Source organism: Corynebacterium sp. HMSC064H12, from assembly GCF_001809925.1.
GTDB classification, from domain to species: Bacteria; Actinomycetota; Actinomycetes; order Mycobacteriales; family Mycobacteriaceae; genus Corynebacterium; species Corynebacterium jeikeium_D.
The window spans coordinates 183255-199236 of record NZ_KV799323.1 but is presented as its reverse complement, the minus strand read 5'-3'; the positions used below and the strand labels follow the sequence as shown (position 1 = coordinate 199236).

Genomic DNA, 15982 nt, shown 5'->3' with positions numbered 1-15982 from the left:
TTACTTAGACACAAACGCGCGAACTAGCGAAGCCGCGCGGAACAGACCGCGATACGCACTCGGCTGCGATTCTGGACTAACAGCGTGGACAAAAAGTCGATAACACATCGCACGAACGAGCAACTGACCGAAATCCGGCAGGTGATCGAAGCGCCGCAGTAGCTCCTCATCAGCCCCCATCATGGACAGGCAATCCACTGCCGCCAAGGCAGCTGTCCAACCACGGACATGCCACGCTGGCACGATATCGGTGAGAACCGGGGCGGCCGTGCCGTCGTAAAGCAGCGTGCCGACGAGGTCTGCGTGACAGACCTGCAGAAGCTCCGTTGGCACAACCATCTCTGCCCGCAGCTGGAGAAGATCACCGGAGATCGTGAGAGCCTCGGCACAATCGGCGCGGGGGACGCTATCCGCGTCGAGAAGCTGCTCGAGGATGCCGATTGGGTCAGAGTCCCAAGCTGCGCGATTACACATGACGAAGTAATCGGGCTCCTTATCAAGGAGAAACTGTGGCCGTTCAATACTGGCAAGCGACTCTTCCACGCGACCAGCGGCCACAATGGTTTCATCGGCACGTGGCGCGAATCCCCCCGGGATGAAATGACGAGCCTGCCACCCAGCAATAACCAAGCGGCCGTCACTGGTACGCACAGATTTCGCCACTCGGACGCCATCGACATCTAGCGCACTGCGAACCTTTGCAGACCACAGCGCCTGCGCCGAATTATGTACCGGCGAAAGGACAATGGAATCGTCGTAGACCCAGCCATTGTCCCAAGCTCGCCCGGCACGATGCGGCTCGCCCTCGGCACCAAAGGCCTCTAAAACACGGTCGGGAGGAGTGGCGATCATAATCTGCTACTACCTTGCTTTCTGAGTCGGTGCGGCCGTATCGTCGTCCGCCCCAAATGGGTACGGCCAGCCGTTGACAGAACACGTCTTACCATCGACCTGATAGACCTCGCTGCTGTCGATTTTGTGCAGTTCATCGTTCGACACGCTCAGGGTCTGCTGCATCATGATTGGCGCGATACCGCCGTCCCTCGGACAGGGCTCGTGAACCGCGTACCCAAGTCCGTGACCAACCTCGTGATTAATAAGGTATTGGCGATACAATCCCAGGTCCCCCTCAAAAGGCAGGGCACCTCGAACCCACCGGGCGATACTGACGACCACGCGCCCAGGCTCACCTTCCCGCTGCCCAGACAGGTAACAGGAGGTCTCCATTCCCAAGGTGTTGCCGCACAGCTGATGTGCGGTTCCAGTCGCGGAAAGCTGCACGACAATCGTCGGATCCTGGTCGCGAGGCACTGCCTCGAAAGAAAAATCTGGATTAGCTGTCCAGCCACGTGGATCGGCCAGAATCGAGTTCACCGTCTCTGCAAAGGCGCGCTCGCCACCAATCGAAGGAACATCAATGTTGTCTTCAATTTCCACGGAATACCTGACCGCATTGTCGCGCCCCTCCCCAACACGGGGATGCGCCACGGTGACATCTTTAAAATTTCCCGAGGGTTCCGTGGCAAAGGCCGGACCGGGTGGCAACTGCCCTCCCTCGTAACCATCACCGTATCCCTCACCGGGCACCGGACCAGGGCGACCATTGCCACTCTGCGAGGCGACAGTGCCAGTGCCGGAACCTGAAGAATCATCTTCAGCAGTGAAGATGTCGAAGAGAATGATGACTGTGAGCACCACAAGTACAGGGATGGCATAGGCTCGCCACCCCCAACTCCTTGCAATGCGTACGAGAAAGGGTTCTTGCGTCATTAGGCGAAGAAGCCAACCTTACGGTCTGCGTTATTACCGGTACGGACGTAGGCGACCTTGTCAGCATTAATCAGGTACTCCTGACCAGCGCCGTCGCTGAGCTCAATCACACCTTCGCCAGCAGCCAGCTTCTGGGAGATCGCAGCCTTGACCTCCTCACCACCAGCGACGTTTTCAATGTTCAGCTCACGCGTATTGTCTGCAAATCCAATAGTGATGTCCATAGGTGACATCATAACCATTCCCAAAGCGGCTAGGATTAGAGAGACCGATTAAGCCGTCGTGTCACGTGAGGTTACAAACAGCAAAGGAGTCGCCGTGGCAGAGTCCCAGTCCCCGACATTCGTCGAATTGGGGGTCGCCGCGGAAATCTGCGACGCACTCGCCGACGAAGGAATCACCCGCACATTTGCAATCCAGGAACTGACGCTGCCCTTGGCACTCGACGGCACGGACATTATCGGCCAAGCCCGTACTGGCATGGGAAAAACTCTTGGTTTTGGTGTCCCCCTTATTGACCGCGTCTTTGATGACGCCCGCATTCCAGAACCGGATGGCACTGCCCGCGCAATCATCATCGTCCCCACCCGTGAGCTATGTGTGCAGGTCGGCGAGGATTTGGCCCGCGCTGCGCACTCAACCAATCTGCGTGTGTGCACTATTTACGGTGGCCGCCCCTATGAGGAACAGATTGAACAGCTAGACCGCGGTGTGGACATCATCGTCGGTACTCCCGGCCGTCTCATCGATCTTTACCAGCGCAATAATCTAGAGCTGTCAGGCGTAAAGATTTTGGTTCTCGACGAGGCCGATGAGATGCTCGACTTGGGCTTCCTGCCGGACATCGAGAAGATTCTGGCTGCGGTGCCAGATGAACGTCAGACCATGCTCTTCTCGGCAACAATGCCGGGCCCAATTCTGACTCTCGCACGTACCTTTATGAATCGCCCGGTGCACATCCGCGCCGAATCAGGCGAGGAAGAGGCCACAGTCCACGAGACCACTAAACAGATTGTTTTCCAATCGCACCAGATGGATAAGGTCTCGGTCATTGCCCGCATCCTGCAAGCCAACGATCGTGGTCGCACCATCATTTTTGCTCGCACGAAGCGCGGCGCCGCCTCGGTTGCTGAGCAGCTCGGCGAGCGCGGCTTCCTGGTCACCGCCGTCCACGGCGATATGGGCCAGCCTGCACGTGAGCGCTCGCTGACGGCGTTCCGCAATGGCGACGTCGACGTCCTGGTCGCAACCGATGTCGCGGCTCGCGGTATCGATATCGACGATGTCACCCACGTCATCAACCACCAGGTGCCCGATGACGAAATGACCTATGTCCACCGCATCGGCCGCACCGGCCGCGCGGGACACAGCGGTGTCGCCGTTACGCTCGTCGGCTGGGATGAAACCACAAAGTGGAAGGCTATTTCAGATGCTCTCGACCTGGACATGGCCGAGATTCCGACGTGGTTTTCCACCTCCCCCGAGCTCGCCGAAGCTCTAGACATCCCCGAGGGGATCGATGAGAAGGTCGGGCCAGCCCGCCCGGTATTGGGTTCCCGGCCACCTCGCGGGCGTGGCGGAAGAGGCCCGCGAAACAACCGCTCACAGTCTCATCATCGCAATCGCGGCCAAGGACGAAGCTCAAAGCGGGACGGCCACTCCAATTCTCATCGTCGCAGCTAGGCCGCTGCGCGTGCCAACTCCCCACCTCACCTCTCGCCACGACCACTCGTCGACAGGACATTCCAACCGTGCTGCAGTCACCACAAGCCAACGCTGAGCCCACCACTGCAGAGACCCGACTGCGCCGCAATCGAATCGCATCAGTAGTTCTCATCATCGCCGTAGTGCTAGTCGTCGGTTGGACATGGGTCGCTTCTCCGGCTCGTAAGGTCGATCGCACTGAATCCACGGCACCGACGAGCAGCACAGCGCAAGCCCCGGCCGCGAACGATCCGGAGGCAATGCCACATACTCTCCGGCCGGTGTGGTCCACCGAATCGTCGGCAAGCACAAGCACGCACACCATCTCCCCGGCGCCACTGGTGATGGACAACTCCCTCATCGTTGCTGAGGACCGGGGCGTGCGTGCTATCTCGCTTAACGACGGCACGGAGCGCTGGCACTATCGACGAGATATTCCGCTTTGTGCGCTCTCGGGCAGTGATGGCCAAGTTTTCGCGACTTTTCGTGGGGCAGCTGGCTGCGGTGAGACCGTTGCACTCAAGCCCGACTCGGGGCAGTATGTCGCGACCCGTAAATCGATTGCGGCTGACAGCCCTGCCGCCGTGCGCTCGAACTCATACGCGGGTGTCTACGACTCTGGATTCCTGGAGCTGTGGCGCTCTGACCTGGTCCGAGTAGTCGAGTACGGCAAGATTCCAGCGTCTCCAGAACCGAAGATGCAGCCGCATCCGGAGTGTTCGATTATCAGTGCGCTCACGCGCGTGGAGCTGCTGGCCCTCGTAAACAACTGCGATGGTCACGGACGCCTGGTCATGCAGGCGGCAAATCCGGAGGAATCTCGGAAGCCGGAGGTCAAGAGCGATATTGACCTTGGTCCGGCAACTGCAGATATGTCGCTGGTATCGATTGGCCAGGACACGGCGGCGGTACTGTCAGACAATCGCATCCGAGTTTTTCGTATGGACGGCACGATGCTGACTGAATTGGCGCTGGATGAGACTACCCTGCGCCCAGCACCGGCGGAAGCTAACTCCGACGGCGATGCCCCGCGTGCGCCTTTTACGACGGATCTTCCCCATCACATGACGTGGTGGTCGCCGCGTGGTTTACTGGGCTTCCGCCCGAGCACCCTGGCGCCGGATTTCGAGTTTCCTGAGGCCACAGGAACCCCAGCTCCATGGGGTGAGCATGTTTTCATGCCAGTCACTGACGGAGTCGCGGTATTGAATGCCAAGACTCTGGAGATTATCGGCACACTCCCGTTGCCTGCAGCTGCGAAGTCCACTCAAGCAAATAATGCGGACAAGCCGGAAGTGCCCGTGCGCCTTGCGGTTGTCGGTGACACGCTACTAGTTCAGCGCGGTGAGTCAGTCGACGCGTTCGCCATCGAAGCTTAGAAAGAGCGGGCAGCCCAATCAATCGCCTTCGGACTAAACATACAGGCCAGCGCAGCAATTGAAGCTGCCGCCGTCGGTAGAGCGAGCAGAAAAGCGCTCGAGCGGAACATGTAATAGGCCACGCCCAGCAAGCAGAGGTTGAGCATAATAATCGGCCCGCGCCCCCATCGGGCGCCACGCAGCAACATAATCGCACCAGCGAGAACAGCGCCGAAAATGAGAAGGAACCACAGCGCGGTACCCCAACCGGAAATGACCGCGGCCTCGTCGCGGTACCCCATCAAATCACGAATGAGAAGGAAGATCCCGTAGCCCAGACCGAGGGCACATTCGGCGACACCAATCCACGCACCGACCATAACAACCTGAGGTGCGGCAATCGGCCCGTCGGCTGCCGCAAGCTGGTCGGTAGTACGCGATTTGGGCGCATTGCTGCTGTTTTTCTGGTTACTCACGCCCTACATGTTAGCCCGGTGCGAACCGATGAATACACCCTGGAGGCATACCGGCTAATGCGCCCATCACAAGTCTGCTCATGCACTATTCTTGGTGCCTGTGCGTGCGTTGCTAATCTCCAATCCGAATTCGACCAGTAACACTGCTCGACGTATGCCCGGCGTTGTGCGGGCGCTTCGCTCGGTCGAGGGGATTCGCTTGACATCCATGTTTACCGCCTACCCTGGCCATGCTGCGGAAATGGTGGCGGGTAAAACGGTTCGCGATTACGACGTCATTATTTCTCTCGGCGGCGACGGAACCATTAACGAGATTGTCAATGGGCTCATGAACTCCAACCCATTCTCCGCACTGTCTGCCACTGACCTGCCTGCCATCGCGACAATTCCCACCGGCAGCGCCAACGTTTTGGCAGGTGCGTTGGGTATTCCCCGCGACCCCGTAGATGCCGCGTGGTACATCGCAAGTCTGCTGCGCTCCCGAACCCGCAGCACTATCAGCGTTGGACATGCAGCGGAGCGATGCTTCGTGGTCAATGCCGGTATCGGCATCGATGCGGAAGTCATTTCCACCATGGAACAGCTCCGACAAAACGGTACCCGCGCCAAAGCCGTGCGCTATTTGCCGGCAATTTTCACCGCATGGAATCAGTTGCGCAAAAGCCCGCCACAAATCACCGCAACTATCGACGGCACGGAGTTTGGCCGTGATCTCGCAATGGCCGTGGTGTCCAACTCCAATCCATGGACATTCCTCGGCGACCTCCCCATCGTCACCAACCCCACTGTGTCACTGCGCAGGGGTCTGGGGTTTTATGGCTTCACTTCTTTAAAGGGAGTGACGGGGCTTGTCGCCGCAGCCAATTTGGCCGGTTTCTTCACCCGACTGCGCTCCCCCTTCCACATAGAAGCCCGCGAACGACGCGTTGACAACGCTCAGCGCATCCAGCTCACCGCTACTGCTCCACTTCGTCTCCAATTGGACGGCGAGTACATCGATCAGTGCGACTGCCTCAACATCCGCGTTAAGCAAGGCGCAATCAATTTTGTGGCGCGTGCCGACGATTACACCGAGGACCAGTTCACCAAGAAGGTCGCTACCCGCCCCGTGGACGAGCGCTTGCTCGTTGTGGTGACCAAAAAGGCCATGGATCGCACACGCCGCCTGTTCAGTACTAGCCAAAAGACCGAGGCAAACCCGGCTTAAGCTGTAACTGTTTACTGACAAGCCAACAAAAACGCGCTATACACCCTTACTACTGCAATTACCAAAACTAAAATCACCCCCACAAGGGGCTAGTTTTGACCTGGCGTTTTAACCAAAACTTCACTTTTCTGTGAGGTTTGGCACTTTTATTCATTTTGCTCTTTACGAACCGCTCCAGTCGTGAAAACATGTAAATCGTCAGCGAGACAGGCACGCAGTTCACTGGATGTGCAACCATGCAAGTCTCGCCTTTTTAGGCGCAAACTCTTTGGTGAGTCCCCACTACCTTTCACGTCGCATAGGCGATGCAACAGGTAGCCCCTCCCAAGATGCCTAATACCCCTGGGCAACCGGGAATGAACCCCAACCCTCGTTGAGATACGGCGATTTGTCGTGTCTGACGAAATCCATTTCCGGAGCTGCCTTCCCGCAAGGAAATTTAACCCTGCCCTCACCCGGGGCTCGTAATGTTTTAGGAGTTTGTCATGGATTGGCGTCACAAGGCCGTTTGTCGTGAAGAGGATCCGGAGCTGTTCTTCCCGGTCGGTAACTCCGGCCCGGCTCTCGCCCAGATTGCTAAGGCCAAGGTCGTTTGCAACCGCTGCCCCGTTACCGCTCAGTGCCTGGCTTGGGCACTTGAGACCGGCCAGGATGCAGGTGTCTGGGGCGGCATGAGCGAGGACGAGCGTCGCGCACTGAAGCGCCGTCGCAACCGCGGCCGCACTCGTCGCACTCGCACCAGCACCGCAGTCTAATTAAAAGACTTACCCCTTACCGTGTAATCTATAGCGGTTGATACCTGTTTAACCCGATAGAAAGAGAGCCCAGCTATGAGCAAGCGTGGCCGTAAGCGCAAGGACCGCCGTAAGAACAAGGCTAACCACGGCAAGCGTCCGAACAGCTAAGTTGCCCTTAGTTGCAGCAGCCTTAGCCATCGTCGGCTAAGGCATCTCGCTCCACCCCGACATAACTCGGTATTGCGCCGATGCAGTGGGGTGGAGTTTTTATGTCTCCAGCGAATGTCTCAACGAGTAGCTAATAACGGGTAGCAGATGACAAGGAACAGATAGCAGGTAGCAGAACTGAAAGTGACTCGTCGATGCCTAATCCCCGCTTTCAGGACTAACCATCCGCCAGATGCCTATCAGCGAGTTTGGAGCCCAAACCCCACCGGAGTAACGTCTAAAAACAGAGCTTTTACAGCAGCTTAAGCTAGGTTGCTCAAAAGCAATGGGGCTATAGCTCAGTTGGTAGAGCGTCGCGTTCGCAATGCGAAGGTCAGGGGTTCGATTCCCCTTAGCTCCACCATTTGTACTCACCTTTGGATACAAGGATCGCAACCTCTTGCAGTGAGCGTTTGGCCTAGTCAGATGCTTACGGCGAGAGGTTCTTTCTTTGTATGACGTTTGTGGCGGATTCAATTATCGGGATCTCTTGCCATTGTCGACTCCTTTGGCAACAAGACGAACCGAAGGGCGTCAAAAAGTATGGGTCTCCGACAGAAAGTGTGGGTGGGTGTCAAATTGTTTACCCCGTGGCGTCCAAAGGTGTCCGCGCCGGTGCAGCGTGGAGCTTGCTGACTCCGGTGCTCATGTCGCGTGGCAGGACCAGATCGGGTGATTGCGCGGTAAACTTGTTAACTGAAGATTGTCCCGCTTCGGGTGGATTTGCGGCTGTTCGTATCCGGCGGCGTTGCCGATGAGAGAAGGAGTTCACATGAGTGATATCTCTGGCGAGCGGCTGAGCGAAGAGGACGTCAAACTCCGCTACATCACTCCCGCGCTGGTTGATATTGCTTGGTGGAAGCCAGAGCAGATCAAGATGGAAGTGATCACGCCGGGGCAGATCATCGTTCGCGGCGAGAAGGCAGTGCGTGGCAAGTCGGGCAGTGCCGACTATGTGCTCCGGCGGGCACGCAACCGCAAGCCGCTGGCTGTGGTTGAGGCGAAGAAACTTGAGCTCAGTGCTGATGCTGGCCTCCAACAAGCTCTCGACTACGCCGAGAAGCTCGATGCACCGTTCGCTTATTCAACGAATGGTACGTCCTTTGTTGAGCATGACCGCCTGACTGGTCGTGAGCGTGAGTTCAGGATGGATGAGTTCCCGACCGAAGACGAGTTGTGGCAGCGCTATCTGGATGCAAAAAATCTGCACGGACGTGAGGTAGAGCTAGTTGATGAGCCGTACTACTTCGACTCATTCAAGAACAAAGTTCCTCGTTACTACCAGCAGGTAGCGATTGATCGCACGATTGAGGCGATCGCGAATGGACAGAAGCGTCTTCTGTTGGTGATGGCTACTGGTACGGGTAAGACGTTCACGTCGTTCCAGATCATTTGGCGGCTATTAAAATCGGGCGCGGTCAAGCGCGTTCTGTACCTCGCTGATCGGAATGTGTTGATCGATCAGACGATGCGTGACGATTTTTCGCCGTTCTCAGGCAAGATCACAAAGGTTCAAAACAAGGAGCTCGATTCCTCTTACGAGGTTTACATGAGTCTCTACCAGCAACTTGCTGGTGATGAAGGCGATGAGCCGTTCCGCCAGTTCAAGCCGGAGTTCTTTGATCTGGTGGTGGTGGATGAGTGCCATCGTGGTTCGGCACGTGAGGCGTCGCTGTGGCGTAGGGTGCTCGATTACTTCTCGGGTGCGATCCACATCGGTATGACTGCCACGCCGAAGGAGACGAAGGACGTCTCAAACATCACCTACTTCGGCGATCCGGTTTATACGTATAGCTTGAAGCAGGGCATTGAGGACGGCTTCCTTGCGCCTTACAAGGTGTTACGTGTCGGATTGGATGTTGATCTTGAGGGCTGGCGTCCCTATCAGGGGCAGCGCGATGTCGATGGCAACGAGATCGAAGATCGCGAGTACAACGTCAAGGACTTCGACAAGAACTTGGTGATCGATGATCGCACCAAAATGGTAGCCAAGTATGTCGCCTCGTGGTTGCGGCGGTATGGCACGGATTCAAAGACGATCGTGTTCTGCGTGGATATTGAGCACGCAGAGCGGATGCGTCGTGCACTGATCACCGAGATGCCCGAAGAGGTAGCCAAGGACTGGCGCTACGTCACGCGCATCACCGGTGACGAACAAACCGGCAAGGCTCAACTCGACAATTTCCAGGACGTCAACGAGAAGTATCCGACCGTAGTGACTACCTCGAAATTACTCACCACAGGTGTGGATATTAAGACAGTGAAGTTGATTGTTCTTGAGTCCAACATCGGTTCGATGACGGAATTCAAGCAGATCATCGGTCGCGGCACCCGCCTCGCGGAGGATCACGGCAAGCAGTTCTTCACCATTCTCGATTTCCGTGGTTCAACGCGTCTGTTTGCCGATCCTGATTTCGACGGCGAACCAGTGGTCTTAATACCAGTCGGGCCTCCAGTTCCAGGAGACGACGGGGAAGAGGTTCCACCCGAGTGGCCCGAAGATGACGAGGTCGATCCGAATACTCCGCCGATTCCCACGGGTGGAGAGGATCCTGAACCACCGTTGCCGCCGGGGCGTGAAGAGAAGATCCGGGTGTGTGGCGTTGATGTAAAGCTGCTCAATGAGCGTGTGCAATACATCGACCCAACCACAGGCAAGTTGATTATCGAGTCTTTGCGCGATTTCTCTCGCACCACGTTGCGCGGCACGTACAAGACATTGGATTCATTCATTCAAGCCTGGAATGATGCCGACCAGAAGACAGCCCTCGTGGCCGAGCTCCAGGAGAAAGGTGTGTTCTTGGATGCGATCCGTGCCGAGGCCGGAGGGCATTTCGACGACGTTGACGACTTTGATTTGATTATGCACGTCGCTTTCGACCGTCCACCGCTGACCAAGAAGGATCGGATCGATCAGGTGAAGAAGCGCGGATACCTGCATCAATACTCGTCGGCAGCCGAACAGGTGTTGGCCGCACTGCTCGACAAGTACGCCGACGTGGGTATTAGTGAGCTTGAGGATGTTCGAGTGCTCACCAATGAGCCATTCGTGCAGTTCGGTTCGCCGGTGAAAATTATTTCTTTGTTTGGTGGTAAGAACGAGTACTTGGCTGCGGTCAAGGATCTGCAAGACGTCATCTATGAGACCGCTGCCTAGGAGCAACTAACCAATGAGTCTGTCTACGTTCATTTCTTCCTCGCGCAACATTATGCGTGGGGATGCCGGTGTCGATGGCGACGCTCAGCGCATCGCCCAACTCACTTGGATGCTCTTCCTCAAGGTTTATGACGCGAAGGAAGCCAACTGGGAAATCATGATCGACGACTATGAGCCGATCATCCCCGAACGGCTTCGCTGGCGCCGCTGGGCACCAGACCACAAGGACGGCCGCTCCATGACCGGCGATGAGCTGCTGACCTTCCTCAACGAAGACCTATTCCCAACACTGAAGACTTTGCCGATCACGGAGAACACCCCGTTGAGCCAGACGATCGTCAAGGGTGTATTTGAGGATTCCAACCAGTACATGAAGGACGGCATCCTCATCCGTCAGCTGGTGAACCTCATCAACGAGATCAACTTCGATGACTACGCAGACCGCCACGCCTTCGGAGAGATATACGAAACCCTCCTCAAGGAACTCCAGAGCGCTGGCAGCTCCGGTGAGTACTACACCCCGCGCGCGGTTACTGACTTCATGATCAAAATGCTGAACCCGAAACTCGGGGAGCGGGTCGCCGATTTCTCCGCAGGAACCTCGGGCTTCCTCACCTCGGCACTCAAGCATCTGGATCCTCAGGTGGAGTCGGTGGAGGATCGCGAGAAATTCCAGAATGCCGTGTTCGGTATTGAGAAGAAGCCAATGCCGTACCTGCTGGGTGTCACCAACCTGCTCCTACATGACGTCGACGAGCCCGCCTTCTTTCACGGCAACTCACTCTCGCGAAACGTTCGCGAATACAAGGAGCACGAGAAGTTCAAAGTCATCGCGATGAACCCGCCCTACGGAGGAACCGAACAAGAAGCAGTGAAGGCGAACTTCCCGCAAGCCTTTCGATCCTCCGAAACTGCCGACCTTTTCGTCGCGCTCATCACCTACCGACTCAAGAAGAACGGCCGAGCAGGCGTGGTGCTGCCAGACGGATTCCTCTTTGGTAGCGACGGCGCGAAGCTGGCTCTCAAGGAGCGACTTATCAAAGAATTCAACCTGCACACGATCATCCGACTACCAGGTTCGGTGTTCTCGCCGTACACCTCCATCGCGACCAACTTGTTGTTCTTCGACAAGACTCACCCCACGAAGGACGTGTGGTTCTATCGGGTAGATAAACCCGAAGGTTACAAGAACTTCTCTAAGACCAAGCCGCTTCTGCTTGAGCACCTGCAACCTGCGATGGACTGGTGGGGCAGCCGAGATGAGATCAGCGACGCTGACGGTAATCCGAAGGCCAAGCGCTACTCCGCCCAAGAGATCATCGAGGGCGGTTACAACCTCGACCTGTGCGGCTTCCCACAAGCCTCCATTAAGGTGCTCAGCCCAGCCGAGACTATCGCAAACTATAAGACTCGACGTGCTGAGTTGGACGCCCAGATTGACGCCCAGATCGCGTTGATTGAGTCATTTCTGGCGGTGAAGGAATGATCGCCGGCAACCTCCGCCAAGCAGTATTGCTAGCGGCAATCAGCGGCCAACTCACCGAGCAGCATCCCGAAGACGGCACCGCGGCGGAGCTCTTAGAGAAGATAGCCGATCAGCGTTCTAGGCTGGTGAAAGAGGGAAAGCTTAAAAAACAGAAACCCCTTCCGCCCGTCACCAGCGACGAGAAACCGTTTGAAATTCCAAGCACATGGTCATGGGTGCGGCTTTTAGAAATTTCAATCCAGATGAGTCCAGGCGGAAAGACTGCAAAGACTGGAAATCTTTCCTCAGATGGCAAGTACCCAGTAGTTTCTCAGAGTGCTCAGACCATTGATGGGTACATCGACGATCGTAAAGGGCTTCAATACGTTGAGGAACTACCCGTTGTAATTTTTGGTGATCATAATCGTGTCGTCAAAATTGTTTCCGATCCGTTTGTCGTTGGCGCTGACGGGACGAAAATTCTCCGACCAGTATGCGTTGACTTCAAGTATCTGCACGCCTTGCTGCTTTATGCATCGGGAGAATTACGCGACCGAGGGTACGGTCGACACTTCGGTCTCCTAAAGGCAATGGCGCTGCCTCTTCCGCCCCTTGCTGAGCAGGAGCGGATCGTCGCGAAGCTCGATCAGATCATACCTATGATCGACAAACTCGAGAAACTCGAGAGAGAGAGAGCAGATCTAGACCGCACTTTCGCCAAGGCAATCGAAGCTGCAATCCTGCAAGCTGCCATCAGCGGCCGACTCACTGAGCAGCGCCCTGAAGATGGCACCGCCGCCGAACTCCTCGAACAAATCGCCGCCGAACGCGACGCCCTAGTCAAGGTAGGCAAGCTTAAGAAGCATAAGCCCCTCCCACCCGTCACCGACGACGAGAAGTATTTCGATATCCCTGACACCTGGGAGTGGGCTCGGTTCTCCGAACTGGCGATCGAAGTTTGTACAGGTCCCTTTGGAAGCGCGTTACATAGGAGGGACTACGTTGACGACGGAACGCCGGTGATCAATCCATCTAACATCGTCGGAGACACCTTTGTTCCGACGGTCTTCGTCAATGAAGAGACCTCCGCAAAGCTGTCTTCATTTGAGTTAGCGCACGGCGATCTTGTAATCGGTAGGCGAGGGGAAATGGGGCGATCTGCAGTAGTGAGTGAGGCGGAAGCTGGATGGCTATGTGGAACGGGATGTTTCTATGCTAAGAGCGGGGAAAATCATGTATTCGATTATGTGGCATTAACCTTGAAGGCGCCATCAGTGCGTGCTCAGCTCTCGTCGTCGTCGCTAGGCACAACAATGCAGAACTTGAATCAAACCACTCTACGACGGCTCCCGTTAGCTGTCCCTTCATGGCGGGAACAACTACGGATCGATGCCAAGTTAGGGCAGCTGAAAGCGCCAATGAGGTCACTCCAACAACTGCTTCGAAATGCATAGTGTTTCCTTGGCCGAACGGAATTGGGAAAAAGATGGATCTTGCTTCGTGGATTTCTGCTGGTGCGGCTGTTGTTACGTTGTTTGGTGGAGGATTCGCATACTTTCAGGCGCACCTATCGAAGAAGGCACGTACTGCTACTAAGGGCGAGCGAGAGCGTGCCGAGCGATCAGAATATCGTGCACAGGAAGCCGCTTATGTGGCCGAGCAACAGCTTCAAGCTGCGCGGGATCAAGTTGGCGTACTCGAACAGCAATTGGCTGCCATTGCCAACGCTGTTAAGGAGACTGCGTCCCAGGCGCCGATACAAGTTGAGGCAAGCGGGTCAAAACGTGTTCGAGTGCAGTGGGTCAAGAATTCGTTGTATGCGATCGTTAACGATAGTCCCGTACCTGTACAAATTGAGCTCGTGCGAAACCGAGAGGACTTTGTGCGCATTGAATTGGCTGATTCCTTCACTTTGTCCCCAGGTCAGCAGAAGACGTTTCTCGCAATCGGGGCTTGGGGGCATCCGATTCCAGACAACTTGATACTTGATGAAGTCGGAGCAGACGTGCCGTTGTACCTACCGATACCTGAAAAGCAGGCGTGAGTACCCAGCCATTCGGCTAATGAATCCTAAATCTCACGGTAAAATGCCTAGTCAAGTGCTGGGTGCATCGAAATCTCGGTGCATCGAAATCTCGAAAATGCACCCACCTGGGTCGAGAATTCCGGTAACTTGCACCCACCCTCGCCGGAAATGCACCCACCTAGACACCCTGTATCCAAATGTGTGTGCCAGCCACAAATAGCTTCACAAAAACATCCCAGGCCATATCACCCTGACCCGGGATTTTCCGCATTACCGCGTTACGCATCAAAAGAATACACGCCAAAACCCAGCCGCCAGCAACTACCTGCGGTACTCCACCCGCGTATAGGACACGCGAATACGGGTGGTAATGCGCTGGCGGAGGTCCTCAGGGGCAGGTTGCTGGCAGCACCGGCGCAGCAGCCGTCGGATAGCTTGCTCGGAACCGAAATCTTCTAAGCACTGAGGGCATTTGTGAATGTGTTCCTCGAGAAAGCGGCGCTCCTCCGAATCACACTCGCCATCCAAAAATGCGTGTAGGCGCGAGTGGACATCCTGACAGAAAGCATCTTCACAGGCGTGCCCGCGCTCTGGCGTCTGCTCCATATCTTGGCTCGACTCTCGGCTCATCGCGGAGAATCTCCCTTCTCTTCTTTCAAGAATCCACGTTCCGCGGCCACGTTGTGCAACGCGTCTCGGAGCTGTTTTCTTCCACGGTGGAGCCGACTCATCACAGTTCCGATGGGCGTGCCCATGATTTCGGCGATTTCCTTGTAGGGCAATCCCTCGACATCGGCGTAGTAGACCACCATCCGGTAATCCTCTTTGAGACTCATCAAAGCGTCACGAATTTCCTCGTCAGGAAGCTTTTCCAGCGCTTCAACCTCAGCAGAGCGCAGCCCTATCGAAGTGTGCGACGCGGTTTCCGCGATCTGTGAATCCGTGATGTCATCGGTGGCGTACTCGGCAGGACGTCGCTGCGCCTTGCGGTAGTTGTTGATGTACGCATTCGTCAGAATGCGGTAGAGCCACGCTTTCAGGTTCGTGCCCGGCTTGTAGGAGCGGAAGCCCTGAAAGGCCTTGATATAGGTCTCCTGCACCAGGTCTTCGGCATCGGCGGGGTTGCGTGTCATCCGCAGCGCCGCTCCATAGAGCTGATCCAAAAGCGGCATGGCATCACGCTCAAAGCGCTGCGCAAGCTCCTCATCCGACTCATCAGTCCGGATGGCCGATGTTCCTGTCTGATCACCTGACATGCTACCTATCCTAAAACATCCGCACCCACGAGTCGGCCAGACCCCCGTCACCAGGCATTTCGTAGCGTGGCGGCACTGGTGTGCAACGATGGGAAATTATGTCGAAGAAGTCCGCCAAGAAATCCGCTGCCGCCACCCCGGCAATCGCCGTCTGTCAGAACGCCGGAATCGACTTCCACGTTCACCAATTCCCCCACGGCAGCGACAACTTCGGCGAAGAGGCCGCCTCTTGGCTACTAGAGCATCTCGGAGTCGAGCCCGAACGCATCTTCAAAACTCTCATTATCGAGCTATCCGGCAAACGCACTGGGCTGGCCATCGCCGTCGTCCCCGCCACCGGAATGCTCAACCTCAAGGCCGCCGCCGCGGCTGTCGGGGCTTCCAAGGCCATGATGGCCGACCCCCATGACGCGTCACTTGCCACCGGCTACGTTCCCGGCGGCATCTCCCCGCTTGGCGGTCGCCGCAAGCTCCCGACTGTCATTGATGAGACAGCTACTCTCTCCGACACGGTGTTCGTCTCCGGTGGTCGCCGCGGGTGGGACATCGAACTGTCACCCGCTGATCTGGTTTCGCTTTGCGACGCCACGGTCGCCGACATCGCCCGCTAACCCTGCGG

16 protein-coding genes and 1 tRNA gene are annotated in these 15982 nt (G+C 56.5%); 11 read left to right on the top strand and 6 right to left on the bottom strand.

Going from position 1 to position 15982, the window contains the following annotated elements; genetic code table 11:
* Genes HMPREF2681_RS01510 through HMPREF2681_RS01500 form a run of 3 tightly spaced genes read right to left on the bottom strand, consistent with a single transcriptional unit; the run spans position 1 to position 1994 of the window.
* On the bottom strand, positions 1-852 hold the full coding sequence (locus tag HMPREF2681_RS01510; RefSeq protein WP_048733339.1) for a TIGR02569 family protein: 852 nt from the start codon (positions 850-852) through the stop codon (positions 1-3).
* A 9-nt stretch (positions 853-861) separates the two neighbouring features.
* Positions 862-1770 (bottom strand): DUF3152 domain-containing protein, encoded by a 909-nt coding sequence (locus HMPREF2681_RS01505; RefSeq protein WP_049172838.1) that lies wholly within the window; start codon positions 1768-1770, stop codon positions 862-864.
* Positions 1770-1994: a DUF3107 domain-containing protein gene (locus tag HMPREF2681_RS01500; RefSeq protein WP_042388469.1), complete on the bottom strand. Its 225-nt coding sequence runs from the start codon at positions 1992-1994 to the stop codon at positions 1770-1772. The genes HMPREF2681_RS01505 and HMPREF2681_RS01500 overlap by 1 nt, the downstream gene beginning before the upstream one ends.
* 94 nt (positions 1995-2088) lie before the next feature.
* Between HMPREF2681_RS01500 and HMPREF2681_RS01495 the strand changes: the two genes are divergently transcribed.
* Both HMPREF2681_RS01495 and HMPREF2681_RS01490 read left to right on the top strand, forming a co-directional pair.
* Entirely contained in the window at positions 2089-3453 is a 1365-nt protein-coding gene (locus HMPREF2681_RS01495) for a DEAD/DEAH box helicase (protein ID WP_049172835.1), read from the top strand.
* 68 nt (positions 3454-3521) lie between these two features.
* Positions 3522-4853 carry an Rv3212 family protein gene (locus HMPREF2681_RS01490; RefSeq protein WP_049172833.1) on the top strand — a complete coding sequence of 444 codons (1332 nt, stop codon included), beginning with the start codon at positions 3522-3524 and terminating at the stop codon, positions 4851-4853.
* Here the strand turns inward: HMPREF2681_RS01490 and HMPREF2681_RS01485 are convergent.
* Positions 4850-5308, bottom strand: a complete 459-nt coding sequence (locus HMPREF2681_RS01485) for a hypothetical protein (RefSeq protein WP_224783785.1) — start codon at positions 5306-5308, stop codon at positions 4850-4852. The two genes, HMPREF2681_RS01490 and HMPREF2681_RS01485, sit on opposite strands and share 4 nt — an antisense overlap.
* A 100-nt stretch (positions 5309-5408) precedes the next feature.
* Between HMPREF2681_RS01485 and HMPREF2681_RS01480 the strand changes: the two genes are divergently transcribed.
* The 8 genes from HMPREF2681_RS01480 (at position 5409) to HMPREF2681_RS01450 (ending at position 14125) form a co-directional block, all read left to right on the top strand.
* Positions 5409-6515 carry a diacylglycerol/lipid kinase family protein gene (locus HMPREF2681_RS01480; protein ID WP_246815961.1) on the top strand — a complete coding sequence of 369 codons (1107 nt, stop codon included), beginning with the start codon at positions 5409-5411 and terminating at the stop codon, positions 6513-6515.
* Positions 6516-7000: 485 nt separating this feature from the next.
* Positions 7001-7270 carry a WhiB family transcriptional regulator gene (locus HMPREF2681_RS01475; RefSeq protein ID WP_005511107.1) on the top strand — a complete coding sequence of 90 codons (270 nt, stop codon included), beginning with the start codon at positions 7001-7003 and terminating at the stop codon, positions 7268-7270.
* Positions 7271-7345: 75 nt separating this feature from the next.
* Positions 7346-7420, top strand: coding sequence for a 50S ribosomal protein bL37 (locus tag HMPREF2681_RS11310; RefSeq protein WP_014300525.1), 75 nt, complete (start codon positions 7346-7348; stop codon positions 7418-7420).
* 327 nt (positions 7421-7747) lie between these two features.
* A tRNA-Ala gene (locus HMPREF2681_RS01470) sits at positions 7748-7823 on the top strand.
* 408 nt (positions 7824-8231) lie between these two features.
* On the top strand, positions 8232-10616 hold the full coding sequence (gene hsdR / locus HMPREF2681_RS01465; RefSeq protein ID WP_083301574.1) for an EcoAI/FtnUII family type I restriction enzme subunit R: 2385 nt from the start codon (positions 8232-8234) through the stop codon (positions 10614-10616).
* A 13-nt stretch (positions 10617-10629) separates the two neighbouring features.
* Positions 10630-12102 (top strand): class I SAM-dependent DNA methyltransferase, encoded by a 1473-nt coding sequence (locus HMPREF2681_RS01460; protein ID WP_070545782.1) that lies wholly within the window; start codon positions 10630-10632, stop codon positions 12100-12102.
* The gene (locus HMPREF2681_RS01455) at positions 12099-13535 is read left to right on the top strand and encodes a restriction endonuclease subunit S (protein ID WP_070545780.1); all 1437 of its coding nucleotides are present in this window, start codon (positions 12099-12101) and stop codon (positions 13533-13535) included. Before HMPREF2681_RS01460 ends, HMPREF2681_RS01455 begins: the two co-directional genes overlap by 4 nt.
* A 32-nt stretch (positions 13536-13567) precedes the next feature.
* Positions 13568-14125 carry a hypothetical protein gene (locus HMPREF2681_RS01450; RefSeq protein ID WP_141746265.1) on the top strand — a complete coding sequence of 186 codons (558 nt, stop codon included), beginning with the start codon at positions 13568-13570 and terminating at the stop codon, positions 14123-14125.
* Positions 14126-14428: 303 nt separating this feature from the next.
* Here the strand turns inward: HMPREF2681_RS01450 and rsrA are convergent, their stop codons facing one another.
* Together rsrA and HMPREF2681_RS01440 are read right to left on the bottom strand one after the other, a co-directional pair.
* Positions 14429-14737, bottom strand: a complete 309-nt coding sequence (gene rsrA, locus HMPREF2681_RS01445) for a mycothiol system anti-sigma-R factor (RefSeq protein WP_083295705.1) — start codon at positions 14735-14737, stop codon at positions 14429-14431.
* Positions 14734-15363, bottom strand: coding sequence for a sigma-70 family RNA polymerase sigma factor (locus HMPREF2681_RS01440; protein WP_070545775.1), 630 nt, complete (start codon positions 15361-15363; stop codon positions 14734-14736). Before HMPREF2681_RS01440 ends, rsrA begins: the two co-directional genes overlap by 4 nt.
* 98 nt (positions 15364-15461) lie before the next feature.
* Between HMPREF2681_RS01440 and ybaK the strand changes: the two genes are divergently transcribed.
* Positions 15462-15974 carry a Cys-tRNA(Pro) deacylase gene (gene ybaK / locus HMPREF2681_RS01435; protein WP_070545773.1) on the top strand — a complete coding sequence of 171 codons (513 nt, stop codon included), beginning with the start codon at positions 15462-15464 and terminating at the stop codon, positions 15972-15974.
* The last annotated feature ends 8 nt before the right edge of the window (positions 15975-15982 follow it).